The following is a 26,753-nucleotide window of genomic DNA, read 5'->3' as shown; positions in this document are numbered from 1 at the left end:
GGAGGAGGTCGAGCGAGCGCAGCGGGTGAGCTTGCGAACCCGCGAAGCGGGTCGAGACCCAGCCACTGCGTGTGACCTGGGCCGAACCATCAGGCCGACGTTTAGCCCGATAGCATCCCAAGCGGCCAGCAGTCGTTACCATGGCTTGGAACGATCCAGAGTTTCACATCGGCATCAAGGGAGGCAGAGCGTGGCGGTGCCGCGTTCCAGCGGTCATATCTCGGCCGCTCCGCCGACCCTCGCCGACGTCGCGGAGCTGGCCGGCGTGTCCCGGCAGACGGTGTCCAACGCGGTCAACAACCCCGACCTGCTGCGCGCCGACACCCTGGCCAGGGTGCAGGACGCGATCGACAAGCTCGGCTACCAGCCCAACCGGGCCGCGCGCAGCCTTCGCACGCGAGCAAGTCATCTGATCGGACTCAGGATGCCCGCTCTCCAGGAGGGCACGGCCAACGCGATGATGGACCGGTTCGTCCACACCTTCGTCGAGGCAGCGGCCGAAGCCGGCTATCACGTGCTCCTCTTCCACGGCGACCCCGCCGACCCGCTCGACGGCTACGACGAGCTGCTCCGCTCGACCGCGGTCGACGCGTTCGTGGTGACCGACACCCACCTCGGCGGCCAGCAGACGACCTGGCTGCAGTCCCGGCGAGCACGCTTCGTCTCCTTCGGACGACCCTGGACCCAGCCCGACGCCAAGCATCCCTGGGTCGACGTCGACCTCGCCTACGGTGCCGAGATCGCCACCGAGCACCTGATCGAGCGCGGCCACTCCAAGATCGCGTGGATCGGGTGGCACAAGGACTCCCTCCTCGGCGAGGAACGACGCAGCGGGTGGATCCACGCGATGCACACCCACGGCCTCTCCACCACCGGCCTGGCCTCGCGCACCGAGGACTCGATCAGCTCGGGCAAGGCCGCCGCCGACGCGATCCTCGACGAGACCCAGCCGACCGCGCTGGTCTGTGCCTCCGACACCCTCGCCATGGGGGTCCTCCACTCCCTCTTCGAGCGGCGCCTGCGGCTCGGGGAGGACGTCGCGGTCGTCGGCTTCGACGACTCCCAGGTCGCGCAGACGGTGCCGCCGGGCATCACGTCCGTACGTCCTCCGCTGGAGGAGGCCGCACGTGAGCTGGTCAAGGCGCTCGAGGAGCTGCTCGCCACCCCGTCCTACGCAGCCCCGGGTGTGATGCTGAAACCCGCCCTGACGGTCCGAGGGTCTTCATAGAAACCCCGATCCGCGCGACGATGGCCTCATGGGAACTGAGGAGATCGTCGTCATCGGTGCTGGTCTCGCGGCAGTCAGCGCCATCGAAGCCCTTCGCGACGAGGGGTACGCCGGCCCCCTGACGCTGGTCGGGAAGGAACCGGAGCTGCCGTACGAGCGACCGCAGCTCTCCAAGGACTTCCTCTCCGGCGCCAAGGAGTTCAAGCTCTCCCACGACAAGGAGTGGTACGCCGAGAAGGATGTCACCGTCCTGACCGGCGCCACGGCGACCGCCCTGAACCTGGACGCCGGGACCGTCACGCTCGACAACGGCGAGGAGCTGCCCTTCGGCACGCTGCTCCTGGCCACCGGCGCCGACCCGAAGACCCCGCCGATCCCCGGCATCGAGGACGCGACGACCCTCCGCACCGTCGACGACGCCCGTCGCCTCAAGGACGCGGTCCAGCCCGGCACCAGGGTGGTCATGGTCGGCGGCGGCTGGATCGGGCTCGAGGTGGCGGCCTCGGTGACCGCGCTCGGCGGGAAGGCGGTCGTGCTCGAGGCGGCCGCGCAGCCCCTGCTCAACGTCCTCGGCCCGACGCTCGGTGAGCACGTCGCCGCCCTCCACACCCGCCACGGCGTCGAGGTCCACACCGGCACCACCGTCGAGGCGATCGAGAAGGGGGTCGTACGCACCAGCGTCGGCGAGATCCCCGCTGACATCGTGCTCGTCGCCGTCGGGGCGGCACCGGCCACGGGCCTGGCCGCCGACGCCGGCCTCGAGGTCGGCGACGGCATCGTGGTCGACGAGCGGCTGCGTACGTCTGATCCTCGGGTCTTCGCGGCGGGCGACGTCGCCCTCGCGAACCACACCGTGCTCGGCCCGCTCCGTGTCGAGCACTGGGACAACGCGATCAAGCAGGGCCGGCTGGCGGCCAGGACGATGCTGGGCAAGGACGGTGCCTACGACTGGCAGCCCTACTTCTTCACCGACCAGTTCGAGTTCTCGATGGAGTACGTCGGCCACTCCTCGCCCGAGGACGAGGTGGTCCTCCGCGGCAACGTCGACGGCGACGAGTTCATCGCCTACTGGCGAGACGGTGGGACGGTCACCGCCGGGATGAACGTGGGCATCTGGGACGTCAACGACAAGCTCCGCGAGCTGGTCGGGACCGATGCCGATCCCGACCAGCTCACCGATCTGTCATGACCTCAGAAGCACTGCGAGGCGCTGTGATAGACGCTCGACTGGATGCCGAGGTGGATGTGGTCGCTGTGGTCGGGGTAGCCCGGCCCGAGCACCTGCGGGAACGACTGGCGTGAGGCACGCGCGATGCCGCACATGGTCGTCGCACTGCTGCCGGGCACGAGGTCCATCGCCCGGCCGTAGAGGTGGTTGCTGTTGGAGGCGCCGCCGACCTGGTCGTTGCACGCCTTGGAGCGGTAGGCCGAGGTCACCCGCAGCGGGTTGTCGCCGAGCCGGTGCCTGATCGCCTCGGCGCGCCACATGGCCTGCATCAGGTTGGCCTTGACCTGCGTGATCGTCACGCCGGAGATCGGCGTGGGCCAGCCTCCGTAGCAGACGTCGTCGACCTCGCTCCACGAGAAGTGGATCGGGGTGCAGTCGTCGTCCTGGAGCGCGTAGATCTTGTTGAACGTGTTCGCGCCCGCGACTCCGTCGGCGGCGAGCCCGTAGGCGGCCTGGAAGTTGCGGACCGCGGTCGTCGTCGCCGGGCCGTAGGACCCGTCGATCGAGAAGACCGTGCCGGTGGCCGCCCATCCGGCGACCCGGATCTGCAGCTGGGTGACCGCGTTGCCCGTGGACCCCTGCTGGAGCGTGCCGCTCCAGGTGTAGCAGGCGTCGGCCTGAGCGGGTGCGACCGTGGAGGTGATGGCGACCAGGCTGGTCGCCAACGTGACGAGAAGGGAACCGATGACCGTGCCGAGGCGGCGTGGGGTGAGGCGCATCTGTGGAGCTCCTGTCTTCCGAGAGGTCCGAGAGGACCCGAGTCGCTCCCTAGAGTGGCCTCCTTTGACGTCGTGTACTTGGATTTCGCGTGAATGTAATCACCAGGGAATGGGGCCGGCGTCCTCGAAGTAGCCTCCGGTCGGCCCGTCGTCGGGAAGAGTCGCCAGGCTGATCGCGATCCGGGCGCCCTCCTCGGGCGTGCGTACGCCACGGAAGCCGTTCAGGTCGGTGGCCACGAACCCGGGGCAGCCGAGGTTGATCAGGATGTTCGTGTCACGCAGCTCCTTGGCGTACTGCACCGTGACGGCGTTGAGGAACGTCTTCGACGGGCTGTACGCGCCCGAGATCGGCCCGACCGTCATCGGGTCGTCCGTCGCCGTCTGCCGGGTGAGCGAGCCGACGCCGCTGGACATGTTGACGATCCGCGGCGATGCCGACCGTCGCAGCAGCGGCAGCATGGTGTTGATGACCCGGACGACGCCGAAGACGTTCGTCTCGACCGCGGTCCGCATGGTGTCGATCGAGAGCTCGGTCGGGTTCTGTGGCATCCCGCCGGTGATGCCGGCGTTGTTGACGAGTACGTCCAGTCCGCCCTGCTCCATTTCGAGCAGCCGGGCAGCGGCCGCGACGCTGGCGTCATCGGTCACGTCCAGCGGCACCCCGAAGGCGTCGGCGCCGTTCGCCCGCAGCTTCTCCACCGCGGCCTCGCGACGGGCGTAGTCGCGGGCGCCGACGCCCACCTTCCAGCCGCGCGCACCGAGGCCCGCGGCGATCTCGTATCCGATTCCCTTGTTGGCGCCGGTGACCAGCGCGATCGTGGTTTCGCTCATGCCGTCAAGCCTGGTCAGCGGCCGCGGAACACTCCAATATCGCCTCGGTCGCCGCCTATACCGGCCGGGTATGTTCGCAGGTCGGAGTAGGGTCGAGGCCATGGAGACCCGGGAGCTTCGCTACTTCGTCGCGGTCGCCGAGGATCTTCACTTCAGTCGTGCCGCCGCTCGCCTCGGGATCGCCCAGCCGCCGCTGTCGCGCGCGATCAGCCGGCTCGAGCGACGCCTGGGCGGCCCGCTGCTCGAGCGCAACAGCCGCGGCGTCACCCTGACCGACGCCGGCCGGGTGCTCCTCGCCGAGGCCCGCGCCGCCCTCGACGCGATCGACGCCGCCGAGCGCCGCACGCGCCGCGCCACCGGCGACGGTGCCGATCCGGGGCTGGTCCTGGTCTCCAAGGCCGGGGCGGCCACCGAGCTGCTGACCAAGCTCCTCGACGCCTACGCCGCCGAGCCGGGGTCGGTGAAGGTCGAGGTCGACCTGTGCGGCATCGGTGAGCAGGGGCCGCGGCTCCGCGACGGCCGGGCGGACGTCGCGCTGCTGCACCTTCCGTTCGACTCCGTCGACGGACTCGACTCCGAAGAGCTGCTCACCGAAGGGCAGGTCGCGGTACTGCCGTCCGGCCACCCCTGGGCGACGCGCTCAGAGCTGACCCTGGCCGACCTCGACGGCATCCCGGGCCTCCCGCCGATGCGCTGGCCGTCGGGCGAAGGCGGCACCTTCTCCGACGGCCGCGGACCGGAGGTCCGCGACTCGGCCCAGCTCTATCAGCTGATCGGGCTCGGCCGGGCGTACGCGCTCCTCCCCGAGTCCGCCCGCGCCGAGCAGCATCACGGCATCGCCACCGTCCCGGTCTCGGACGCCCCGGAGGTCACCACGGTCATCGCCTGGCCGCAGCACAGCCGTTCGCTCGCCCTGGCCGCCCTGGTCCAGACCGCGACCCGCCTCTGACGGTTGGGCGTACGTCTGGGCGCGAGCGCCGGCTGTAACACGTCGTTCGTGGTGCTACCCGCCCTATCAGAACGACCGGATAGTGCTACGAACGACGTGTTACAGGCGCCGTCGCGCGCGCAAGGGCGAGGTCAGAAGCGCTTCCACCAGAGGTTGACGGCGTAGTCGACGTACGTCCCCTGGTGCTCGTCGAGGATCGCGGCCGCGGTCGCGGGGTCGAACTCGATGCGTACGACCGCCTCCAGGTCGGCCCGCGAGCCGAAGGACCAGTCCATGTCGACGGGCACGCGGGTCCAGCCGTGCATCGACCAGAACCGCTCCTGCTCGTCGGGAGGCGGGACCTTCGGATAGCCGCGGCGGAACCAGCCGCCGAACGTCGAGCGCGAGCCGTCGTTGTCGATCACCATCGCCACGCCGCCGCGGCGCATCACCCGGTCGAGCTCGCCGAGCCCCGGCTCGGAGCCGGGGCCGAAGAAGTAGGCCCAGCGGGCGTGCATGACGTCGACCGACGCCGGCGGGAGCGGCAGCCGCTGCGCGACGCCGTTGTGGACGGAGACGTTCGGCAGCCGCCTGGTGCGCCGCCGGGCCAGCGTCACGAGGTCCGGATGGGGCTCGATACCGGTGACGGTGCGCGCTTCCTCGGCGAACCGCGGCAGGTAGAACCCGGTGCCGCAGCCGAGGTCGAGGACGTCGCGCCCGGCCCACGGAGCGACCTCGTCCATGGCGGCCCAGAGCCGGCCGTGCGGGTCGAGCGCACGGTTCTCGATCTCGTACGTCGCGGTGTGGTTCCAGATGTTGGGCGACGGGATCGCTCCCGTCGCTCCCGGCAGGTCGAGCCTGGTCAGATCCGGACCTCGCCGCGCGGGGTCACGAACTGCGCGGCCAGGAGACCCGGGGTGCCGTGCTCGGCGACCCACTCGATGTTGACGTTCTCGGCCGGCTTGCCGGTCCAGGGGTCGACGCGCTCCTTGAGTTCGTCGCCCAGGTAGTCCTTGACCCGGTCGGGGTCGCCGGAGATCTCCAGGCAGGTGAGCGTGATGTCGGAGCCGGCATTGCCGGGGTGGAGCTCGGGGGTCTCCCACTTGATGAAGTAGGGCAGCTGCGGGTCGGCGATCAGGCCGTTGATGCCGATCTGCTGCCAGTGGAGCTCGCGGCCGTCGGGGAGGTGTCGGTTGCCCGGGACCGCCTTGCGGCCGAGCCGCTCCTCGATCGGGGCCATGTCGTCGACGCCGATCACGAAGCCGATCCAGCCGCCGCCCAGGGCGGAGCGGGCCTTGACGGCCTGCCCGAACGGGGCCTTGTCGCTGGCCGGGTGCTCGAGCGCCTCGACGACCTCGAGGTAGAGGCCGCCGCGCATCGGGAGGATGTAGTTGCGGGTGCCGAAGCGGGGGTGGACCCCGCCGTCGACGAACTCCTGGCCGAGCAGCTCACCGAGCTGCTTGGCGGTCTGTACCAAGCCATCGGGTCCTGCAGCGTACGAAACATGGTCCAGGCGCATGTAACGATTCTGAACTCTCCCTGAGAGAGAGACCAATCCAGGGTCGCTATCTCTTGATGTCGAGATACACCCGGGGGTTCAGCGCGGGCTGGCAGGATGGAGCGCCAGCGCGGAACGCGACCGGACGTGCGCCTCGCAGTGACGGACGAGCTCGGCGTACGCGGCCTTGCCCATCAGCTCGGTCAGCTCGGCCTGGTTGGTGATGTAGACGGGCTCGACGGCGACGTGGGCCTCGGTGTTGCCGGAGCAGTACCAGTCGAGGTCGTGGCCGCCCGGGCCCCAGCCGCGCCGGTCGTACTCGGTGATCGTCACCTCGGTGTAGGCCGTCCCGTCGGTCAGCTCGACGTCGCGGAACGTACGCCGGATCGGCAGCTGCCAGCACACGTCGGGCTTCGTCTCGAAGTGCTCCCGGCCCTCGGCAGCGGCCAGGATGTGCAGTGCGCAGCCCGCCCCGCCGGGGAAGTCCGGCCGGTTGGCCAGCACGCACGACTCCTGCCCGCGGAACTCGGTCACGCGGGTCTTCCGCTCGCCGTCGTCGTCGAGCTCGACCCAGTCGTCGGTCTCCACCGCGCGGCCCGGGTGCTGCTCCCAGATCTCGGGGGTCAGCTCGGCGACGAAGCCCGCCGTCCGCGCCTCGTCCTCCTCGTCCGCGAAGTGGGCACCCAGCGTGCAGCAGCCCACGTCCGGTGAGCTCTCGAACATCCCCGGGCAGCCGTTGCCGAAGATGCAGGAGTAGGCCGACGTCAACCAGGTCAGGTCGCATCGCATCCGCTCGTCGGGGTCGTCGGGGTTGACGAACTCCACCCACGCACGCGGGAAATCCAGGGGTACCTCAGGCACCTCGCAAGCCTACGGGGTCCGTCGGCGTCGGAGGCTTCACCCGACGCTCCACGGACGCAGCTTCTCGGGGTTGCGTACGACCCAGATGCGGGTGATGCGGCCGTCGGCGACGTCGAAGGCGTAGACGGAGACCGTGGCGCCGTCGAGCCGGCCGACGAGGCCGGGCTGGCCGTTGACGAGGCACTCGTGGAGCGTCACCGCCATGCCGCGGGTGGCGATCTCCATCCAGGCGCCCGCGATCTGCTCGGCGCCGCTGATCGGCTCGAGGAAGGCGAGGGCGAGGCCGCCGCTGTCGGCGGTGGCCACCGCCTGCGGGTCGAGCAGGCCGACGAGGGCCTCGATGTCCTGCGACTCCCACGCCTGCTTGAAGCTGCGGACGACATCGGCGCGCTCGGTCGTCGAACGGTCGCGTTCGGTGTCGAGACGTCGGCGCGCGTTGGAGGCGAGCTGGCGGCAGGCGGCCGGGGTGCGTCCGACGATCTCGGCGATCTCGGGGAAGGTGTAGCGGAAGACGTCGTGAAGCACGAAGGAGACCCGCTCGGTAGGGGTCATCGAGTCCAGCACCACCAGGAACGCCATGCTGATCGACTCGTCGAGGGTGACCCGGTCGGCGGGATCGGTCGGAGCGGACCCGGTGCCGTCGAGCCAGCCGCCGGGCAGCGGCTCCGGGATCCAGTCCCCGACGTACTGCTCCCGCCGGGCCCGTGCGGAACCGAGCAGATCGAGGCAGATCCGGCTCGCGACCGTCGTCATCCAGGCGCCGGGGGACTCGATCGCCTCCCGCTGCTGCTCCGTCAGGGCGTACCAGCGGGTGTAGGTCTCCTGCGCCACGTCCTCGGCCTCGGCGAGCGAGCCGAGCAGTCGGTAGGCGAGGTTGATCAGCTGGCGGCGCTCAGCGATCACCTCGGCGAGGTGCGGGTCGGTCATGGCGGCTCCTTCGGTCTGCATGTCTACATCCGGTCCGACGAAACAGCGACCCGATCTGTGAGACCGGCCTGACACTTCGGCCGACTGCGTCGTCGGAGGGGCAGCACACCCGCCCGAAACACCGACAAGGAGACGTACGTGATCAGCATCGGCATCATCCTCGGCAGCACCCGCCCCAATCGTGTCGGCCCGCAGGTCGCCCGCTGGGTCCACGATCAGGCCTCGCGCCGCGACGACGCGACCTTCGACCTCATCGACCTGGCCGACCACCCGCTTCCGCACCTGGACGAGCCCGTGCCGCCGATGTTCGGGCCCTCGGTGAACCAGCACACCCGCGACTGGACCGCGCGGATCGCCCCGTTCGACGGCTTCGTGATCGTGACGCCGGAGTACAACGGCGGCATGCCCGGCGTCCTGAAGAACGCCATCGACCACGCCTGCGCGGAGTGAACGAACAAGGCGGTCGGGTTCGTCTCGTACGGAGTCAGTGGCGGCGCGCGGGCGGTCGCCCAGCTGCGCACGGTCTGCGGAGCGCTGGGTATGGCCGATGTGAGCCGCCCGGTGGAGCTCTCGCTCTTCACCGACTTCGAGAACAACACCACCTTCGCGCCCGGCGACCGGCACGCCGCCACCCTGGCCACCACGCTGGACCAGGTCGTCGCCTGGAGCACCGCGCTCGCCCCGCTGCGTGAGCGCAGCCTGGTCGGCGCCGAGGCGGCTCGGTCGTGAACGCGCACGAGGAGGCCGTGATCCGCGGCCAGATCGAGAAGGTCATCGACGGTCTGCGGGCCAAGGACCTCGACGCAGTCCGGGAGGCGTACTCGCCCGATGTGGTGTCGTTCGACGTCGAACCGCCGCTCCAGCACGTGGGGATCGACGCGAAGCTGGCCAACTGGGCGAGGGTCTTCGAGGTCTTCGAGACGGTCGACTACGAGCTCCGGGAGCTGACGCTGAGGATTGGTGACGACGTGGCGTTCGGGCATGCCTTCGGCCGGCTCAGCGGCACCACGAAGAACGGAGTCACCACGTCCGGGATGTGGGTGCGGGTCACCTACGGCCTGTGCCGGATCGATGGCGCCTGGCGGATCGTCCACGACCAGGTCTCGGTGCCGTTCGACATCCTCAGCGGCAGGGGTGTGGTCGACCTGGAACCGTGACCAAGACGACTCCGCGGCGATTCCGGAGGGGCGGGGCGAGCGGCGTATCCTTGTAGGTGCGGAGCGACCGCTCCGTTTCCATCGTGTGTATCACCTCGCGCTGGCCCCGCCAGCGGACCAAGGCGGCACAGAGCCGCGGTTCGCAGCGGGAGGTTCGAAGAGATGTCAGAGCAGCGCGAGCAGAGTCTGGTGCGCGCCGTCGGAGGGACGTACTTCCCGCTCGCGCTGGTCGCGCGGCTGCCGTACGCGATGATGGTCGTCGGGGTGCTGACGCTCGTCGTCGCGGGTCGTGGCTCGCTGGCGCTCGGCGGCCTGAACTCGGCGATGGTCGGCATCGGCGCCGCGGTGTGCGGGCCGATCCTCGGTGCCGCCGTCGACCGGTTCGGCCAGCGCCGGGTGCTGCTGGCGATCAGCGTCGCGAGCAGCGCGGCGCTCGGCGCGATGGCCTGGGTCGTCTACAGCCCGCTGCCGGACGCGGCAGTGCTGGCCGTGGCGTTCCTCGTCGGCGCGACCGCCCCGCAGATCGCGCCGCTGTCGCGGTCGCGGCTGGTGGCGATCATCTCCTCGCACGTCGTCCCCGGGCGTCGCGTCCGCGTGCTCAACTCGACGATGGCCTACGAGTCCGCCGCTGATGAGATCGTCTTCATCGTCGGTCCGGTCGTCGCCGGCGTCCTCGCCGTGACGATCGACCCGTGGGCGCCGGTCGTCGCCGCGGCGGCGCTCACCCTGGTCTTCGTCTCCGCCTTCGCCCTCCACCCGAGTGCCACGACCGCCCAGACCTCTGCCGGACGTACGCCGGTCGCCGGCCCGGCGCGCGAGCTCGCCCGTCCGGGCGTGGTCGTCATCGTCGTCGGCATCCTCGGCGTCGGCCTCTTCTTCGGATCGATGCTCACCTCGCTGACCGCGTTCATGGGCGACCACGGGCGACCCGAGCAGGCGGGGCTGGTCTACGCCGCGATGGGCATCGGCTCGGCCGCGCTGGCGCTGGGTGTCGCCGCCTTCCCGGTGGGCTTCACCGCGACCGCGCGCTGGCTGGTCTTCGGCGGCGTGATGCTCGCCGGCGCCCTCGCGCTGCCGGGCGTCTCCTCGGTGACCGGGATGGTGGTCGCGCTGCTCGTGATCGGCCTCGGCATCGGGCCGACCCTGGTCACCCAGTACGGCCTCGGCGCCCGCCGCAGCCCGGTCGGCCGGTCCGCCACCGTGATGACGATGCTCGGCTCCGCGGTGATCCTCGGGCAGTCGCTGGCCTCCGCGGTCACCGGCGAGATCGCCGAGCGCTGGGGCACCGACGCCGCGCTGCTCCTGCCGGCCGCCGCCGCGCTCGTGGTCGTGCTCGCCGGGCTGGTCAACGCCCGGATCGGCGAGCCCGCCGCCCCCGTCACCGCCGGCTCCGAGCGCGCCACGGCTACGGCCGGCCGCTGAGCGCCTCGGCGACCCGGGTCCGTAGCGCGGGCAGGACGTCGGACACGAACCAGGGGTTGCGCGACTGCCATCGGAAGTTCAGCGGTGACGGGTGGACGAGCGGGAACCGCTCCGGCAGATAGTCGCGGAACCTGCGTACGCGCTCAGTGAGCGAGCTCTTTCCGCCGAGGTAGTAGCGCTGCGCGTAGTCGCCGACGAGCAACGTCAGACCGACCTGCGGCATGAGCTCGAGCAGACGCGGGTGCCAGGCCGGGGCGAAGTCGGCTCGTGGTGGCAGATCGCCCGTCGCGCCCTTGCCGGGGTAGTAGAAGTCCATCGGCAGGATCGCGAACGCCGTGGGATCGCGGAAGGTGGCTTCGTCGACGCCGAGCCACTCGATGAGACGCCGCCCGCTCGCGTCGTTCCACGGGATACCGCTCTGCTGGGCCTTGATGCCCGGTGCCTGACCGATGATCAGGCACCGGGCTTCCGGATGGGCGACGTAGACGGGCTCGAATCCTGCCGAGGCGGCCCACGCGTTGCTCGGGTCGGCCGTGATCTCCCGGCGGATGCGGTCGAGCTCCAACATGTCGCCATCATCATGGACGTACGGCAATGGTCGTCTTCCTCGGCTTCGTTCGGTCGACTCGAGGCTTTGCGGTCGAGGTCGACCCGGACATGGGTCGCGTGGGCTCGGACGGACTACCGTAGACCCATGCGTCTGGGCGTACTCGACATCGGATCGAACACGGGACACCTGCTCGTGGTCGACGCCCACGGCGGGGCGGCCCCGCTTCCGGCGTTCTCGTTCAAGCAGCCGCTGCGGCTGGCGGAGCACCTCGACGAGTCGGGCGACGTGACCGAGGCGGGGATCGAGGCGCTGACCGAGTTCACCCGCGAGTCGGTGCGGGTCGGGGAGGAGAAGGGTGTCTCCGAGACGCTCGCCTTCGCCACCTCGGCGGTGCGCGACGCCCGCAACTCGCAGCAGGTGCTCGACCACGTACATGCCGAGACCGGGGTCGAGATCGAGGTCCTGCCCGGCGACGACGAGGCGCGGCTGACGTTCCTGGCCGTACGCCGCTGGTTCGGGTGGTCCGCCGGGCGGCTCGCCGTCTTCGACATCGGCGGCGGCTCGCTGGAGATCGCGGCCGGCCTGGACGAGCAGCCGTACGTCGCCTGGTCGCTGCCGCTGGGCGCGGGCCGGCTGGCGCGCACCTACTTCGGTGACCGGCCGGCCGAGGAGGAGCTGCGGGAGCTGCGCCGGGTGATCCGCGCCTCGATCGCCGAGGACGCGGGCAAGATACTGCGCGGCGGACACCCCGACATGGCGGTGGCGACCTCGAAGACGTTCCGCTCGCTGGCGCGCATCTGCGGCGCCGCGCCGAGCGGCGAGGGGCTGCGGGTGCGCCGCGAGCTGCCGCTGGTGGAGCTGCGGCGCTGGATCCCGAAGCTGTTGGAGATGTCGCTCGAGGAGCTCTCCGAGCTGCCCGGCGTCAGTGCGTCGCGGGCCCATCAGATCGTGCCGGGTGCGCTGGTCGCCGAGGCGTGCCTGGACATCTTCGACCTGGAGTCCTTCGAGATCTGTCCGTGGGCGCTGCGTGAGGGGTTGATCCTCGACCGCCTCGACCACCTGTCCTTCATCGGCAGCTCCGACTTCGGCAGGTCCGAATAGGAGGCCCGCATTGATCTCGCTGTCGACCTCATCGACCTACCCGGAGTCGACCGCCCACGCCTTCTCCTACGCCGCTGAGGTCGGTTACGACGGGGTGGAGATCATGGTGGGCATCGACGCGCTCTCGCAGCAGACCCACGCGGTCAAGCAGCTCGCGGAGCACCACGGCCTGCCGATCGTCGCGATCCATGCGCCGACCCTGCTGTTCACCCAGCAGGTCTGGGGCTTCGAGCCGTGGGGGAAGCTCGAGCGGTCGGCCGAGATGGCCGCCGAGGTCGGGGCGGAGGTGGTCGTCGTACATCCGCCGTTCCGCTGGCAGCGCGAGTACGCGGCAGGGTTCGTCGAGGGGATCGCGACCCTGGAGCGGTCGACCGGGCTGAAGTTCGCGGTGGAGAACATGTACCCGTGGCGCGCGGCCCGGCGCTCGACGCCGATGTACCTGCCCCACTGGGACCCCTCGACCGAGGAGTACGCCAACACCACCATCGACCTCTCCCACGCCGCGATCGCCGGGGACGATGTGATCGAGATGGCGGAGCGGCTCGGTTCGCGGCTCCGCCACATCCACCTCACCGACGGCACCGGTTCGGCCAAGGACGAGCACCTCGTCCCCGGGCGCGGCCACATGGGCGCCGACAAGTTCCTGCGCCATCTCGCCGCCACCGGGTTCGACGGCGAGATCGTCCTCGAGATCAACACCCGTCGGGCCCGTACCCGCGCCGAGCGCGTCGCCGACCTCCGCGAGTCCCTCGAGTTCGCGCGGGAGCACTTCCAGGTCTGACCGGCTGCTGGTCGAGCCGGATTCGTGAGGGACGAACGAATCCGTGTCGAGACCAACAGGGTCGTGCCGAGCAGGGAAGGGACCTGTGTTGGTCTCGACACGCCTCCGCCTGGCGGCTCCGGCGGCTCGACCAGCGGGTGGCGAGGCTCGACCAGCGGGGTGATCGTCAGTCGCGGGCGGCCAGCCAGGACCAGGCGAGCGAGGTCAGGGCGAGGACGAGGACGGCGCAGGCGACGCCCCACCAGCCGACGACGTACGCGTAGCCCAGCAGCCAGCCGAAGAGGCTCGAGCCGCCGTAGTAGAAGAGGTTGTAGAGGGCGCTGGCCTGGGCCTTCCCGACCCGGGCACGGGCGCCGACCCAGCCCGACGCGACGCCGTGGGCGCCGAAGAAGCCGGTGGTGAGGACGAAGAGGCCGGTCAGGACCAGCGCGAGGTTGTCGGGGAGGGTCATCACGACGCCGGCGACCATGACGAGGACGCAGGTCAGCATCACCTTTCGGCGCCCGTGGGTGGTGGCCAGGCGGCCGGCGACCGAGGACGAGACCGTGCCGCCGAGGTAGGCGAAGAAGATCTGGCTGGAGATCGCCACCGGCAGGCCGAAGGGCTCGCGTTCGAGGCGGAACCCCAGATAGTTGTACGTCGCCACGAACCCGCCCATCAGCAGTGCTGCCTGCCCGTAGAGGACGAGCATGCCCGGGTCGCGGAGGTTGGCGAGCACCCCTTCGCGTACGGAAGTGGCCGGCCTGCCGGTCGGCCGGACCCAGCCCTGGGCGCGCGGGATCAGGGTGATGGCGATGATCGCGGCGATCGCCGAGAGGACGCCGCCCGCTGTGACACCGAGCCGCCAGCCGCCGAGGTCGGCGAACGGGCCGGTGATGACCCGGCCGAGGAGGCCGCCGACCGTGGTGCCGGAGATGTAGATGGCCGCGGCGAGGCTGACGTGGCGTACGTGGATCTCCTCGGCGAGGTAGGCGACCGCCAGCGCGGGGACGCCACCGAGCGCGAGGCCCTCGAGGCTGCGCAGGACGAGGAGGGTGGTGAAGCCGGGGGCGAGCGGGGTGAGCAGCCCGAGGACGAGGGAGATCGAGAGCGCGATCTTCATCGCCGGCGCCCGGCCGATGCGGTCGGCGACCCACGACCAGCCGAGCACGCTGACCGCGAGCCCGAGGGTCGCGGTCGAGACGGTCAGCGCGGCCGAGGCCTCGCTGACCTCGAGCGCGTGCGCGACGGTGGGGAGGATGCCCTGGGTGGAGTACATCTGCCCGAAGGTCGCGATCCCGGCGGCGAAGAGGCCGACCAGGATCCGCCGGTAGCCGCTGCTGCCGGCATCGTGCCCGACCCATTCGCGGGTCGAGGCGGTATCTACGGACATCGTTCCCACGGTAAAGCAGGCGATGTGGGTGGGTGAACCCGCGGCCTGCGTGAGATATCTCTACTCTTGGGGCGATGTCCGCGCTCACTGACCGCCTCTCGACGCGTCTCGTCGGAGTCGACGTGGCGCGGTGCCTGGCGCTGCTGGGGATGATGGCGACCCACGTGCTCGACCCGGTCGACGCCACCGGCGAGCTGACCAGGGTCCAGGCGGCCGCCGGCGGCCGGTCCGCCGCGCTCTTCGCGGTGCTGGCCGGGGTCAGCCTGGCGCTGATGACCGGACGTCAGCAGCCGGTGCGCGGACGGGTGCTCGCGACGCGGTCGGCCGGCCTGGCCGTGCGGGCGGTGCTGATCGCCGCGCTCGGGCTGGTGCTCGGCTCGCTCGGCACCAACATCGCGATCATCCTGACCTACTACGGCGTGCTCTTCCTGCTCGCGATCCCGTTCCTCGAGCTGCGGGCGCGCTGGCTGTGGCTGCTAGGCGTGGTCTGGGTCGTCCTGGGACCGCTGCTGTCGCAGGTCGTCCGGCCGGTGCTCCCGCCACGACAGTTCGAGAGCCCGGAGCCGTCCCAGCTGCTCGAGCCCGGCCGGCTGCTCGCCGAGCTCCTCTTCACCGGCTACTACCCGGCCGTCCCGTGGCTGGCCTACCTGCTGATCGGAATGGCCATCGGCCGCATCGACCTGCGCAACCGCAACCTGGTCACGATGCTCTGGACGGGCGGCGTCATCATCTCGGTCTCGGCCACGTGGCTGTCCGGCAGGCTGACCCGGCTGCCGTCGGTGGCCGAGGAGCTGCTGCGCGCCTATCCGGGGATGGACATCGACGGGGCGCTGGTCTCGATGAGCCACGGCCTCTACGGACAGACACCGGTCGACGGCGGCTGGCAGTGGCTGCTGGTCGCCGCGCCGCACTCGTCCACGCCGTTCGACCTGGCCCAGACGATCGGCAGCTCGATGTTCGTGATCGGCGCGTGCCAGATGATCGCGCTGCGGCTTCCGTCCCGGTGGCGGGTCGCCATGGCGGTGCTGTTCGGTGCCGGCACGATGACCCTCACCCTCTACACGCTGCACGTGGTGATGAGGACCGAGGCGGTCTGGCCGCCGGAGACCCCCGACACGTACGTCGTGCATGTGCTCGTCGTGATGGCGATCGGCGCCCTCGTCACCGCGTGGGGCCGCCCGGGGCCGCTGGAATGGCTCGTCGGTCGCCCCTCTGCCTGGCTGCGCCGGACGGAGCCGCGCCCGCGGTCGGTGGCGTCGGGTTAGCGTTCTGCCATGAGCACGACGGCACCGCGGCGAGGGCGCAGGCCCGGTTCGCCGGACACGCGGGCGGCGATCCTGGCGGTGGCTCGGCAGCGCTTCGCGCAGCAGGGGTACGCCGCGACCTCCGTCCGCGGGATCGCGACCGCCGCCGGTGTCGACTCCGCTCTGGTGCACCACTACTTCGGGACCAAGGAGGACCTCTTCGTCGCGTCGCTGGAGCTGCGCGTCGACCCGCGGGAGATCGTGCCCGTGGTGGCCGCCGGAGGGCGCGATGGTGTGGGGGAGCGGCTCATCCGCCTGCTCCTGAGCGTCTGGGATGACGAAGAGTCCCGGCTCCCGCTGATGGCGTTGATGCGCAGCGCCTTCGAGCCGGAGGGCAAGGCTCTGGTGCCGGACGCCTTCGGCCGGCTGATCCTGGGTCCGGTGAGCGAGGCGCTCGAGCTCGACCAACCGGAGCGGCGGGTCACGTTGGTGGCCTCGCAGCTGGTTGGGCTCGTCGCGCTGCGCTACATCGCCCGGATCGAGCCGCTCGCCTCGGCTCCGGTGGAGACGCTGGTGGCGACGTACGCACCGGTGGTCCAGGGCTATCTGACCGGTCCTTTGCCGTAGCGCCTCTTGCGCGTGGGGCCTCGTCGTGCCACATTTCATCATGTGATGAATAACGTGGTGGAGGTGTCCGGCCTCCGGGTCGTACGCGGGAAGCGCGAGGTCCTCCACGACCTCGACTTCTCCATCCGGGCAGGCGAGCTGACCGGCCTGCTCGGGCCGTCGGGCTGCGGCAAGACCACGCTGATGCGCGCGCTGGTCGGCGTCCAGGCGAAGGTGACCGGGAGCTTGACCGTGCACGGTGAGCCTGCGGGCTCCGCCTCGCTGCGCTCCCGGATCGGCTACGTCACCCAGGCCAGCAGCGTCTACGACGACCTGACCGTCACCGAGAATCTCCGCTTCTTCGCCAAGGTGCTCGGCGCGCCCGCGTCCTCGGTGACATCGGCGATCGAGACCGTGGACCTGGCGTCCCATGCCGACCAGGTCGTACGCGACCTCTCCGGCGGCCAGCGCTCCCGGGTCTCGCTCGCGGCGGCGCTGCTCGGCTCGCCCTCGCTGCTGGTGCTCGACGAGCCGACGGTCGGGCTCGACCCGGTGCTGCGCGAGCAGCTCTGGGGCACCTTCCGGACCTTGGCCGAGGCGGGCGCCGGGGTGATCGTGTCGAGCCACGTGATGGACGAGGCGGACCGGTGCGACCGGCTGCTGCTGATGCGCGAGGGCGCGATCCTCGCCGACGGCAGCCCGTCGGAGATCAAGCAGAAGGCCAACGCCGAGGACATCGAGCATGCCTTCCTGACGCTCGTGAAGGAGGCTGCGCGATGAGTCTGCGACGAACCCTAGCCGTCGCCGGACGGGTGCTCGCCCAGGTGCGGCGCGACCACCGCACCCTGGTGATGCTGGTGGTGCTGCCGACGCTGCTGATGTCGTTGCTGTGGTGGATGTACGAGGACTCGCCCGCGCCGATCTTCGACCGGATCGGCCCGGCCCTGCTGGCGATCTTCCCGTTCATCGTGATGTTCCTGGTCACCTCGGTGACCACGCTGCGCGAACGCTCGTCGGGGACCCTCGAGCGGCTGCTGGCGATGCCGCTGGGCAAGGGCGACTTCCTGCTCGGCTACGCGCTCGCCTTCGGACTGCTGGCGGCGGTCCAGTCGGGGGTCGCCGTCGCGGTGAGCGTGGGTCTGCTCGGGCTGGAGATCACCGGCTCGGTCGGTCTGCTCGTGGTCGTCGCGATCGTCGACGCCGTACTCGGCACCGCGCTCGGCCTGCTCGTCTCGGCCTTCGCCGCGACCGAGTTCCAGGCGGTGCAGTTCATGCCCGCGATCGTGGTCCCGCAGATCCTGCTCTGCGGGCTCCTGGTGCCGCGCGACTCGTTACCGGGGGTCCTGGAGGCCATCTCCGACGTACTCCCGCTCTCCTACGCCGTCGACGCGATGACCCACCTGGTCACCACCACCGACACCGGCGAGGTCTGGACGGATCTGGCCGTCGTGGCCGGGTTCGTCGTGGCCGGGCTCGCGCTCGGCTCGGCGACGCTGCGGCGACGTACGCCCTGACAGCCGAGTCCGCACTTTTGGGGGCCGAGTCTGCAGTTGTGGGCGACGAGACTCTACTTTCGCCGTCCACAACTGCAGTCTCGCCCGCCAGAACTGCAGTCTCGGCGGGTGGGTTGTGAGGTGGTGAGAGGAAGTTGACGGAAGGGGTACGGAGAGCCGATCGGTGCGAAACGTTGACGCCGGAAGGTAGAGGTCGCCAGTCCCCGACCCGAAACGGTGTGAGTACGCGTGACCGACACCCACTGTCCTTACTGCAGCTTGCAGTGCGGGATGACCCTTTCACGCAAAGGGCCCCGGCTGGAGGTCAGTGAACGCTCGTTCCCGGTGAACGAGGGGGCACTCTGCCGCAAGGGGTGGACGGCAGCCGGTCTGCGCGGGAGCCGGGAGCGGCTGACCACGCCGATGGTGCGCGACCGGGCGACGGGGGAGTGGAGCGCGGCGACGTGGGACGAGGCCCTCGACCTGATCGCCACGAAGCTCTCCGCCCTGCGGGACGAGAACGGCGCCGATGCCAACGCCGTCTTCGGTGGCGGCGGGCTGACCAACGAGAAGGCCTACCAGCTCGGGAAGTTCGCCCGGGTCGCCCTCGGCACATCCCAGATCGACTACAACGGCCGCTGGTGCATGTCGTCCGCGGCCTCTGCGGGCAACCAGGCGTTCGGCGTCGACCGCGGGCTGCCGTTCCCGCTGGCCGACATCGAGCAGACCGACGTCTGCGTGCTGGTCGGCTCCAACCTCGCCGAGACGATGCCTCCGGCGGCCCGCCACCTCGACCGGCTGCGCGAGAACGGCGGTCGCGTGGTGGTCATCGATCCCCGGCTGACGCCCACCGGGGAGCGTGCCGACCTCTTCCTGCAGCCGGTCCCCGGCACCGACCTGCCGCTCGCGCTCGGTGTCCTGCACCTGCTGGACGCGGCCGGCGCCGTCGACGAGGACTACATCGCCGAGCGGACCACAGGCTTCGAGGACGTACGCCGCTCCGTGGCTGCCTGGTGGCCGGAGATGGTCGAGCGGGTCACCGGCGTCGAGGCCAGCCAGGTGCGCGAGCTCGCCTCTCTGCTGGCGAATGCGGAGAAGGTGATGGTCCTGACCGCCCGCGGCGCCGAGCAGCACGCGCAGGGCACCGCCACCGTCCTGGCCTGGCTCAACGTCGCGCTGGCGCTCGGCATGCCGGGGAAGGCGTACGCCGGCTACGGCTGCCTCACCGGCCAGGGCAACGGCCAGGGTGGCCGCGAGCACGGCCAGAAAGCCGACCAGCTCCCCGGTTACCGGATGATCGACGACCCCGCGGCCCGAGCCCACGTCGCCGCGGTCTGGGGTGTCGACCCGGAGACGATCCCCGGCAAGGGCCGCTCCGCCTACGAGCTGCTGGACGCACTCGGCACCCCCGAGGGTCCAAAGAGCCTGCTCGTCTTCGGCTCCAACATCGTCGTCTCGGCCCCCAACGCCAACCACATCGCCGCCCGGCTGGCCGACCTCGACCTGCTCGTGGTCGCCGACATGGTGATGAGCGAGACCGCGGCCCTGGCCGACGTGGTGCTGCCGGTGACCCAGTGGGCCGAGGAGACCGGCACCATGACCAACCTCGAGGGCCGGGTCATCCTGCGCAACCAGGCGATCAGCGCTCCCGACGGCGTCAGGAACGACCTCGACATCATCGCCGGTCTCGCCACGCGCCTCGGCGCCGCCTCGACCTGGTCGACCGACCCGGCGGAGATCTTCGACGAGCTCCGAGCGGCCACGAAGGGCGGCAAGGCCGACTACAGCGGCATCACCTACGACCGCATCCGTGACGAGGACGGTGTCTTCTGGCCCTGCCCCGAAGGCAGCGAGGGCACCCCGCGGATGTTCGCCGACGAGTTCTTCCACGCCGACGGCCGGGCCCGCTTCATCGACGTCGCCCACCGCGGCCCGGCCGAGCAGCCGACCGCCGACTACCCGCTCCACCTGACCACCGGCCGGGTGCTCGCGCAGTATCAGTCCGGTGCCCAGACCCGGCGGATCAAGGACCTCCCCGACGAGGGCGCCTTCGTCGAGCTCCACCCGCTCCTGGCCGACCGGGTCGGTGCCCACGACGGCGACCCGGTCGTCGTCCGCACCCCGCGCGGTGAGATGAAGGCGCCCGCCCGGATCGTCACCACGATCCGTCCCGACACGGTCTTCGTGCCGTTCCACTGGGTCGGCGCCAACAAGCTCACCAACGACGCCCTGGACCCGTCCAGCCGGATGCCGGAGTTCAAGGTCTGCGCCGCGGCGGTGAGCGCATGAGCGGCGAGCCGATCACGTGTAACACGTCGTTCGACGGACTATCCGGTCGTTCAGATAGGGCGAGTAGTCCTACGAACGACGTGTTACACGAGCCCGCGGCGCAGCCGAAGAGGATCGTCATCATCGGCGGTGGCATGGCGGCGGCGCGGCTGGTCGAGGGACTGGTCGCGCGCGGCCTCGGTCCGCAGACGACCGTGCTCGCGGAGGAGCAGCACGTGCCGTACAACCGGATCCTGCTCTCCGCGGTGCTCGAGGGAACCCACCGCCCCGGGGCGCTCGCGCTCCGCGAGAAGCAGTGGTACGCCGACCGGGGCGTCGACCTCCGCCTGAACAGCCTCGTCGTGGACATCCACCGGGACACCAAGACCGTCGAGCTCGCCGACCGCACGACCGTCCCCTACGACCAGGTCGTCCTCGCCACCGGAGCGATCCCGACCCTGCCGCCGATCCGCGGCGTCGTACGGATGGACGGTTCGATGGACCCGCGGGTGCAGGCGTTCCGCAGCCTCGACGACTGCGCGCGGCTGCTCGACACTCTGCACGACCACCTGCGGAGCGCGGTGATCGTCGGTGGCGGGCTGCTCGGGCTCCAGGTCTCCCGTGCCCTCGCGGTGCGCGGCATCGAGACCGAGATCGTCGAGGGCCGCGACCATCTGCTCAGCAGCCAGGTCGACGCCTCGGCCGGCAAGGTGCTGAAGCGTTCGATGGCCAAGCTCGGCACCCAGGTCTACCTCGGCGCCCGGGCGACCCGGCTGACCGAGGAGGGCCTCAGGCTCGACAACGGCTACACCCTCGAGACCGACCTGGTGGTGCTCACCGCCGGCGGCCGTCCCCGCGCGAATCTCGCCAGACGAGCCGAGCTCACCGTCAACCGCGGCGTCGTCGTCGACGACCAGCTGCGCAGCGTCGACGACCCGGACGTGTACGCCATCGGCGACTGCGCCGAGCACAACGCGATCACCACCGGCTTCGTCAGCCCCGCCTGGGAGCAGGCCGGGGTCCTCGCCGACGTCCTGGCCGGCAACGAGGCGGCCTACGAGGGACACCGGATCGTCGCCCGCCTCCGCGCCACCGACCTCGACGTCTGCGTCCTCGGCGAGCCCGAGAACGAGACCGGCGAGGTCGTCGAGATCGCCAACCCGATCAAGGGCACCCACCGCAAGCTGGTCGTACGCGACGGCCGCATCGTCGCCGGCGCCCTCGTCGGCGACCTGAGCCGGGTCGGCCTGATCACCCAGGCCTTCGACCGGCAGACCGTCCTCGGCGAGCACGAGGCCGGACAGCTGCTGCTGCCCGAGCCGTCCTCGTCGGGTTCCGGGATCGCAGACCTCCCCGACGACGCGGAGGTGTGCGCCTGCGCCGGTGTCAGCGCCGGACGGATCCGGGCGTGCCGGTCCCTCGAGGACGTACGCGACACCACCCGCGCCACCACCGGCTGCGGCGGCTGCGCGCCGACCGTACGTCAGCTCCTGGCCACGCGGCCCAGCGGCAATCAGCTCGATGCAACGCAGCTCAGTCTGGAAGGAACTACGTCATGAGCCCTCACCTCCGCAAGAAGGTCGTCGTCGTCGGCCACGGCATGGTCGGTCACCGCTTCGTGACCGCCGCGATCGAGCGCGGTCTCACCGAGACCCACGACATCGTGGTCTTCGGTGAGGAGCCGCGTCCGGCGTACGACCGGGTCGCCCTCACCAGCTTCTTCGAGGTCGGCGCCGAGGCGCTCTCCTTCCTTCCCTCCGGCGCCTACGAGGACCCTCGGGTCACGCTGCGCACCGGCACCACCGTCGTCGAGATCGACGCCGCCGCCCAGACGGTGATGCTCGCCGACGGCGAGGAGATGGCGTACGACGAGCTGGTGCTCGCCACCGGAGCGGCCCCGTTCGTGCCGCCGGTGCCGGGTGCGGAGCTCGGGAACGTCTTCGTCTACCGCACGATCGAGGATCTCGAGGCGATCCGCGAGGCCGCGAAGACCGCGAAGGCCGGCGCGGTGATCGGCGGAGGCCTGCTCGGTCTGGAGGCCGCCAACGCGCTGCACCAGCTCGGCGTCGAGACCCACGTGGTCGAGCTCGCGCCGCGACTGATGGCCGTCCAGGTCGACGACGCCGGCGGCGCCACCCTCAAGCGTCACATCGAGAAGCTCGGCCTCACCGTCCACACCGGGGTGATGACGGAATCGATCTCGCCGGACGCGCTCGCCGACATCTCCGTCGTCGACGAGGACGAGAGCGGCGTGCTCGACGGCAACGTCAGCGCACTGAAGTTCAAGGACGTCGAGGAGCCGCTGGCGGTCGACATGGTGGTCTTCTCGGCCGGCATCCGGCCGCGGGACGCGCTCGCCCGCGCGGCCGGCCTGGACCTGGCCGAGCGCGGCGGCGTGCTCGTCGACGAGCAGTGCCGTTCCTCCGACCCGCACGTGTGGGCGATCGGCGAGTGTGCCGCGCCGGGCGGGAAGATGTACGGCCTGGTGGCCCCCGGCTACGACATGGCGGAGGTCGTCGCCGACGCCCTTCTCGGCGGCGCCGGCACCTTCACCGGTGCCGATATGTCGACAAAGCTCAAGCTTCTCGGGGTCGACGTCGCCAGCTTCGGCGACGCCCACGGCACCACCGACGAATGCCTCGAGCTCACCTACTCCGACGCCGTCACCGGCGTCTACAAGAAGCTGGTGATCAGCGAGGACGGCACCCGCCTGCTCGGCGGCGTCCTGGTCGGCGACGCCTCCGCTTACGGCCTGCTCCGCCCGATGGTCGCATCCGGCATGGCGCTTCCGGAGAACCCGGAGGAGCTGATCCTCCCCCAGTCCACGGGCGGTGGGGGAGGGATCCAGCTTCCTCCGGAGGCACAGATCTGCTCCTGCAACAACGTCACCCGCGGTGACATCGAGGCGGCCGTCGACAACGGCTGCGAGAGCGCCGCGGAGGTCACCAAGACCACGAAGGCCGGCTCGACCTGCGGCTCCTGCAAGGTGCAGGTGAAGAAGATCGTCGAGGACTACTTCACCGCCCAGGGCAAGACCGTCGACACGAGCCTGTGCGAGCACTTCAGCATGACCCGTGCCGAGCTCTTCGACGTGGTCCTGATCCACGGCTACAAGACCTTCGACCAGATCATCGAGGCCCACGGCACCGGCCGCGGCTGCGACCTGTGCAAGCCGGCGGTCGCCTCCATTCTGGCCTCGCAGCTCAACGGCCACGTCCTCGCCAAGGAGAACCGCAAGCTCCAGGACACCAACGACGCCTACCTGGCCAACCTGCAGAAGAACGGCTCCTACTCCGTCGTCCCGCGGATCCCCGGCGGCGAGATCACCCCGGAGGGCCTGATCGTGATCGGTGAGGTGGCCAAGGAGTTCGGCCTCTACACCAAGATCACCGGCGGCCAGCGCATCGACATGTTCGGCGCCCGGATGGAGGACCTGCCCGCGATCTGGAAGCGCCTGGTCGACGCCGGGTTCGAGTCCGGCCACGCGTACGGGAAGTCGCTGCGTACCGTGAAGTCCTGCGTCGGCTCCACCTGGTGCCGCTACGGCGTCCAGGACTCCGTCGGCCTCGCGATCATGCTGGAGACCCGCTACCGCGGGCTGCGCTCACCGCACAAGCTCAAGGGCGGAGTCTCCGGGTGCGCCCGCGAGTGCGCGGAGGCCCGTGGCAAGGACTTCGGCGTCATCGCCACCGAGAAGGGCTGGAACCTGTACGTCGGGGGCAACGGTGGCGCCATCCCGGCCCACGCGCAGCTGCTCGCCGGTGACCTGACCACCGAGGAGCTGGTCCGCTACCTCGACCGCTTCCTGATGTACTACGTACGCACCGCCGACCGCCTCCAGCGCACCTCGACCTGGATCGACTCCCTCGACGGTGGTCTGGACCGGGTCCGCGAGGTCGTGGTCGACGACGTCCTCGGTCTGGGCACGGAGCTCGAGGCCGCGATGGCGCGGCACACCGAGACGTACTTCGACGAGTGGAAGGCGACGCTCGAGGACCCGGAGAAGCTGCGCCGGTTCGTCTCCTTCGTCAACGCCCCCGAGATCCCGGACCCCAACATCTCCTTCGGGTCCACCCGTGGCCAGATCGTGCCGGACGTCGCGGACGGCCCGGCTGTCGTCGGACCGGTGGGGCTCGGTGCCACCATCCCTGTCGGCGCACCCAACCTGGAGGAGTCGCGATGACCCAGACGCAGACCCAGACGTACATCTCCGTCTGTCGCCTCGACGACATCGACCCCGAGACCGGCATCGCCGCGCTGGTCAGGGGCGAGGCGGTGGCCGTCTTCCGCACGCTCGACGACCGCGTCTTCGCGCTGTCCAACTTCGATCCGTACGGTCACGCCTCGGTGCTCGCCCGGGGCATCGTCGGTACGCGTGGCGAGGTGCCGTTCGTCGCATCGCCGCTGCTCAAGCAGCCGTTCGCGCTCGAGACCGGTCTGTGCCTCGACGACCCGTCGGTGTCGGTCCCGACCTACGAGGTCGAGGTCGTCGACGGCGAGGTCCGCATCGGGGCCCAACGGGCCTAGATCGTGCCTGTGAGGCCGTGAGGGAAAGTTTGCGCCCACGATCGAGCAGCCCGCGTTCCGGTGAAATGCGGTCGCCGCAGGGTGGAAGCATGGCGGTGCAGAATGCGCAGGAGATCTACGATTCCGATGTGGACAGTGGCGCGCTGAGCGGCTTCCGCGTCGGCGTGACCGCGGCGCGGAAGGCCGAGGAGCAGATCAACCTGCTCGAGCGGCGAGGCTCCCAGGTGGTCTGGGCGCCCGCGCTCTCCGTCGACCCCAACCGGGTCGACGCCGGTGCGCTGCGCGCGGTGACCGAGCAGATCATCGGCCAGAAGATCGACATGTTCCTGGCGACGACCGGCATCGGGACGCGTACGTGGTTCGACGCCGCCGAGGAGTGGGGACTGCTCGACCAGCTGTTGGAGACGCTCGGCGGCTCCGAGATCCTGGCGCGCGGACCGAAGTCGGTCGGGGCGCTCCGACGGCGCGGGCTGCGGGAGCTGTGGGCACCGGAGTCGGAGGAGTTCGACGACGTCCTGGAGCACCTGCGCGGCCGAGACCTCACCGGGAAGCGGATCGTGGTGCAGGAGCACGGGCAGTCGCTGTCGATGGTCGCGCACGCGCTGACCCGGCAGGGCGCCGAGGTCATCAACGTGGTCGTCTACCGGGTCGAGTCGGCCTCGGACCCGGAGCCGATGTTCCGGCTGGTCGAGGCGCTGGCCGACGGTGAGCTGGACGCGGTCACCTTCACCTCCGCTCCCGCCGTGGCCGCGTTCATGCAGGCGGCCGGCTCGGTCGGGCTGCGCGACGAGGTCGTGGCGGCCTTCCAGGCAGACGTGGTCGCGGCCTGTGTCGGCCCGGTGACCGCCGCCGCCTTCGAGATGTGGGGCGTGCCGACGATGGTCCCCGACCGCTCCCGCACCGCCGCCATGGTCAAGATGCTCGAGACCGAGCTGCCGCTGCGCCGCTCCGGGCTGATGATCGAGCTGGTCGGCGGTCACCAGCTGCTGCTCCACGACGACGCGGTCATCCTCGACGGCGCGGAGGTCAAGCTCTCCCCGGCGCCGCTGGCCGTCCTGGGGGCTCTCGTCGCCAACCCCGGCAACGTCGTCTCCCGGCAGGCGCTGCTCGCCATGCTCCCCTCCGGCACCGCCGGCTCCGAGCACGCCGTCGAGATGGCCGTGGCCCGGCTCCGGTCGGCGCTCGGCACCAAGGCGGTCCAGACCGTCGTCAAGCGCGGCTACCGGCTGGCGGTGGCCGGATGAGGCTCGTCGTCGCCGCCCACGGCACCCGGCAGCTGCTCGGCAACGCGGTCGCCTCGATCATCGCCAAGCGCGCGGGCCGCGCTCTGGGGATGGAGTCGAGGGCCGCGTACGTGGAGCTCTGCGAACCGCTGCTCACCGATGTCCTGGCCGACCGCCAGCCCTCGGTCGTGGTCCCGCTGCTGCTCTCGACCGGCTACCACATCAAGGTCGACCTGCCGCAGGCCGTCGCGGGGATGCCGGTGACGATGGGCCGCGCTCTCGGTCCCGACCCGCTGCTCGCCTCGGCGCAGGTCTCCCGATTGGTCGCGGCGGGTGTTTCGCCTGGTCATCCTGTCGTCTTGGTCGCTGCCGGCTCCAACGACCCCTCGGCTCGCGCCGACATCGCCGCGGCCGGCCGGCTGCTGGCGGAGGCCTGGGGCGGCCCGGTCCGGGTCGCCACCGTCTCCGGCTCCGGCGCCCCCGCCCTCGACGAGGTCGTACGCCCCGGCGACGCCGTCTCCCCCTATCTGCTCGCCCCCGGCTTCTTCTCCGACATGGTCCGGGCACGTGCCGAGGCCGCCGGCGCCGAGACCGTCGCCGACGTCATCGGCCCGCATCCCGACGTGGTCGAGCTGGTCGTACGCCGCGCCTCGGCGCTCCTCGCCCGAGGCTCTTCGGACCAGGCCCAGGTCGGGTAGGCGCCGTCCCGCGCTGGTCGAGCCGCCGGAGCCGCTAGGCGGAGGCGTGTCGAGACCAACACGGTCCCCTCGGCGGTCGACAGGACTGTGT

Annotated in this window: 27 protein-coding genes; 19 read left to right on the top strand and 8 right to left on the bottom strand. The window is 70.7% G+C overall.

Annotated elements, in window-relative coordinates; genetic code table 11:
* Positions 1 to 190 precede the first annotated feature (190 nt).
* A complete protein-coding gene (locus tag G5C66_RS02590; RefSeq protein WP_165109405.1) occupies positions 191 to 1,228 on the top strand; it encodes a substrate-binding domain-containing protein in 1,038 nt (345 codons plus the stop codon).
* A 28-nt stretch (positions 1,229 to 1,256) separates the two neighbouring features.
* A complete protein-coding gene (locus G5C66_RS02585; protein WP_165109404.1) occupies positions 1,257 to 2,417 on the top strand; it encodes an NAD(P)/FAD-dependent oxidoreductase in 1,161 nt (386 codons plus the stop codon).
* 2 nt (positions 2,418 to 2,419) lie between these two features.
* Here the strand turns inward: G5C66_RS02585 and G5C66_RS02580 are convergent, their stop codons facing one another.
* Both G5C66_RS02580 and G5C66_RS02575 read right to left on the bottom strand, forming a co-directional pair.
* Positions 2,420 to 3,175, bottom strand: a complete 756-nt coding sequence (locus G5C66_RS02580; protein WP_165109403.1) for a M15 family metallopeptidase — start codon at positions 3,173 to 3,175, stop codon at positions 2,420 to 2,422.
* A gap of 99 nt (positions 3,176 to 3,274) precedes the next feature.
* On the bottom strand, positions 3,275 to 4,006 hold the full coding sequence (locus G5C66_RS02575) for an SDR family oxidoreductase (RefSeq protein WP_165109402.1): 732 nt from the start codon (positions 4,004 to 4,006) through the stop codon (positions 3,275 to 3,277).
* Positions 4,007 to 4,106: 100 nt separating this feature from the next.
* Here G5C66_RS02575 and G5C66_RS02570 point away from each other — a divergent pair, with 100 nt between their 5' ends.
* Complete coding sequence (locus G5C66_RS02570) at positions 4,107 to 4,955, top strand: LysR family transcriptional regulator (protein ID WP_165109401.1); 849 nt, start codon at positions 4,107 to 4,109, stop codon at positions 4,953 to 4,955.
* Positions 4,956 to 5,086: 131 nt separating this feature from the next.
* Here G5C66_RS02570 and G5C66_RS02565 read toward each other — a convergent pair whose 3' ends face one another.
* The 4 genes from G5C66_RS02565 to sigJ form a co-directional block, all read right to left on the bottom strand.
* Positions 5,087 to 5,872 carry a class I SAM-dependent methyltransferase gene (locus G5C66_RS02565; protein ID WP_338144043.1) on the bottom strand — a complete coding sequence of 262 codons (786 nt, stop codon included), beginning with the start codon at positions 5,870 to 5,872 and terminating at the stop codon, positions 5,087 to 5,089.
* Positions 5,797 to 6,453: a VOC family protein gene (locus G5C66_RS02560; protein WP_165109400.1), complete on the bottom strand. Its 657-nt coding sequence runs from the start codon at positions 6,451 to 6,453 to the stop codon at positions 5,797 to 5,799. Before G5C66_RS02560 ends, G5C66_RS02565 begins: the two co-directional genes overlap by 76 nt.
* Positions 6,454 to 6,531: 78 nt before the next feature.
* Positions 6,532 to 7,293 carry a DUF3109 family protein gene (locus tag G5C66_RS02555; protein ID WP_165109399.1) on the bottom strand — a complete coding sequence of 254 codons (762 nt, stop codon included), beginning with the start codon at positions 7,291 to 7,293 and terminating at the stop codon, positions 6,532 to 6,534.
* 36 nt (positions 7,294 to 7,329) lie between these two features.
* Complete coding sequence (gene sigJ, locus G5C66_RS02550) at positions 7,330 to 8,220, bottom strand: RNA polymerase sigma factor SigJ (RefSeq protein ID WP_165109398.1); 891 nt, start codon at positions 8,218 to 8,220, stop codon at positions 7,330 to 7,332.
* Positions 8,221 to 8,358: 138 nt separating this feature from the next.
* On the opposite strand from sigJ, the gene G5C66_RS27025 reads away from it, so the two are divergent.
* The 4 genes from G5C66_RS27025 (at position 8,359) to G5C66_RS02535 (ending at position 10,799) form a co-directional block, all read left to right on the top strand.
* Positions 8,359 to 8,670: an NADPH-dependent FMN reductase gene (locus tag G5C66_RS27025; protein WP_420901725.1), complete on the top strand. Its 312-nt coding sequence runs from the start codon at positions 8,359 to 8,361 to the stop codon at positions 8,668 to 8,670.
* Between the two features lie 90 nt (positions 8,671 to 8,760).
* Complete coding sequence (locus G5C66_RS27020) at positions 8,761 to 8,949, top strand: hypothetical protein (RefSeq protein ID WP_241248168.1); 189 nt, start codon at positions 8,761 to 8,763, stop codon at positions 8,947 to 8,949.
* Positions 8,946 to 9,377: a nuclear transport factor 2 family protein gene (locus G5C66_RS02540; protein WP_165109397.1), complete on the top strand. Its 432-nt coding sequence runs from the start codon at positions 8,946 to 8,948 to the stop codon at positions 9,375 to 9,377. The genes G5C66_RS27020 and G5C66_RS02540 overlap by 4 nt, the downstream gene beginning before the upstream one ends.
* Before the next feature lie 162 nt (positions 9,378 to 9,539).
* Entirely contained in the window at positions 9,540 to 10,799 is a 1,260-nt protein-coding gene (locus G5C66_RS02535) for an MFS transporter (protein WP_165109396.1), read from the top strand.
* Here the strand turns inward: G5C66_RS02535 and G5C66_RS02530 are convergent.
* On the bottom strand, positions 10,783 to 11,367 hold the full coding sequence (locus G5C66_RS02530; protein ID WP_165109395.1) for a uracil-DNA glycosylase family protein: 585 nt from the start codon (positions 11,365 to 11,367) through the stop codon (positions 10,783 to 10,785). The genes G5C66_RS02535 and G5C66_RS02530 overlap by 17 nt on opposite strands.
* 126 nt (positions 11,368 to 11,493) lie before the next feature.
* On the opposite strand from G5C66_RS02530, the gene G5C66_RS02525 reads away from it, so the two are divergent.
* Both G5C66_RS02525 and G5C66_RS02520 read left to right on the top strand, forming a co-directional pair.
* Complete coding sequence (locus G5C66_RS02525; protein WP_165109394.1) at positions 11,494 to 12,450, top strand: Ppx/GppA family phosphatase; 957 nt, start codon at positions 11,494 to 11,496, stop codon at positions 12,448 to 12,450.
* Positions 12,451 to 12,460: 10 nt separating this feature from the next.
* On the top strand, positions 12,461 to 13,231 hold the full coding sequence (locus G5C66_RS02520; protein ID WP_165109393.1) for a sugar phosphate isomerase/epimerase family protein: 771 nt from the start codon (positions 12,461 to 12,463) through the stop codon (positions 13,229 to 13,231).
* 166 nt (positions 13,232 to 13,397) lie between these two features.
* On the opposite strand, the gene G5C66_RS02515 is transcribed toward G5C66_RS02520, so the two are convergent.
* Positions 13,398 to 14,603, bottom strand: coding sequence for an MFS transporter (locus G5C66_RS02515; protein WP_165109392.1), 1,206 nt, complete (start codon positions 14,601 to 14,603; stop codon positions 13,398 to 13,400).
* Positions 14,604 to 14,677: 74 nt separating this feature from the next.
* Between G5C66_RS02515 and G5C66_RS02510 the strand changes: the two genes are divergently transcribed.
* From G5C66_RS02510 to G5C66_RS02465, 10 genes are all read left to right on the top strand, one after another.
* Complete coding sequence (locus tag G5C66_RS02510; protein ID WP_165109391.1) at positions 14,678 to 15,868, top strand: heparan-alpha-glucosaminide N-acetyltransferase domain-containing protein; 1,191 nt, start codon at positions 14,678 to 14,680, stop codon at positions 15,866 to 15,868.
* A gap of 9 nt (positions 15,869 to 15,877) precedes the next feature.
* A complete protein-coding gene (locus tag G5C66_RS02505; RefSeq protein ID WP_165109390.1) occupies positions 15,878 to 16,474 on the top strand; it encodes a TetR/AcrR family transcriptional regulator in 597 nt (198 codons plus the stop codon).
* Between the two features lie 45 nt (positions 16,475 to 16,519).
* Entirely contained in the window at positions 16,520 to 17,233 is a 714-nt protein-coding gene (gene ccmA / locus G5C66_RS02500; RefSeq protein WP_165109389.1) for a heme ABC exporter ATP-binding protein CcmA, read from the top strand.
* Entirely contained in the window at positions 17,230 to 17,967 is a 738-nt protein-coding gene (locus G5C66_RS02495) for an ABC transporter permease (RefSeq protein ID WP_165109388.1), read from the top strand. The genes ccmA and G5C66_RS02495 overlap by 4 nt, the downstream gene beginning before the upstream one ends.
* A gap of 228 nt (positions 17,968 to 18,195) precedes the next feature.
* Positions 18,196 to 20,235, top strand: a complete 2,040-nt coding sequence (locus tag G5C66_RS02490) for a molybdopterin-dependent oxidoreductase (RefSeq protein ID WP_165109387.1) — start codon at positions 18,196 to 18,198, stop codon at positions 20,233 to 20,235.
* A gap of 80 nt (positions 20,236 to 20,315) precedes the next feature.
* On the top strand, positions 20,316 to 21,773 hold the full coding sequence (locus tag G5C66_RS02485; RefSeq protein ID WP_338144042.1) for an FAD-dependent oxidoreductase: 1,458 nt from the start codon (positions 20,316 to 20,318) through the stop codon (positions 21,771 to 21,773).
* Positions 21,770 to 24,397, top strand: a complete 2,628-nt coding sequence (gene nirB / locus G5C66_RS02480) for a nitrite reductase large subunit NirB (RefSeq protein ID WP_165109386.1) — start codon at positions 21,770 to 21,772, stop codon at positions 24,395 to 24,397. The genes G5C66_RS02485 and nirB overlap by 4 nt, the downstream gene beginning before the upstream one ends.
* Entirely contained in the window at positions 24,394 to 24,741 is a 348-nt protein-coding gene (gene nirD / locus G5C66_RS02475; RefSeq protein ID WP_165109385.1) for a nitrite reductase small subunit NirD, read from the top strand. The genes nirB and nirD overlap by 4 nt, the downstream gene beginning before the upstream one ends.
* Before the next feature lie 89 nt (positions 24,742 to 24,830).
* Positions 24,831 to 25,985 carry a uroporphyrinogen-III synthase gene (locus G5C66_RS02470; protein ID WP_165109384.1) on the top strand — a complete coding sequence of 385 codons (1,155 nt, stop codon included), beginning with the start codon at positions 24,831 to 24,833 and terminating at the stop codon, positions 25,983 to 25,985.
* Positions 25,982 to 26,662 carry a sirohydrochlorin chelatase gene (locus G5C66_RS02465; RefSeq protein ID WP_165109383.1) on the top strand — a complete coding sequence of 227 codons (681 nt, stop codon included), beginning with the start codon at positions 25,982 to 25,984 and terminating at the stop codon, positions 26,660 to 26,662. Before G5C66_RS02470 ends, G5C66_RS02465 begins: the two co-directional genes overlap by 4 nt.
* The last annotated feature ends 91 nt before the right edge of the window (positions 26,663 to 26,753 follow it).

The sequence above is a fragment of the Nocardioides turkmenicus genome, assembly GCF_011045035.1.
GTDB lineage: Bacteria > Actinomycetota > Actinomycetes > Propionibacteriales > Nocardioidaceae > Nocardioides > Nocardioides turkmenicus.
The sequence above is the reverse complement of the archived record's forward strand: the minus strand, read 5'-3'. Positions and strand labels throughout refer to the sequence as shown.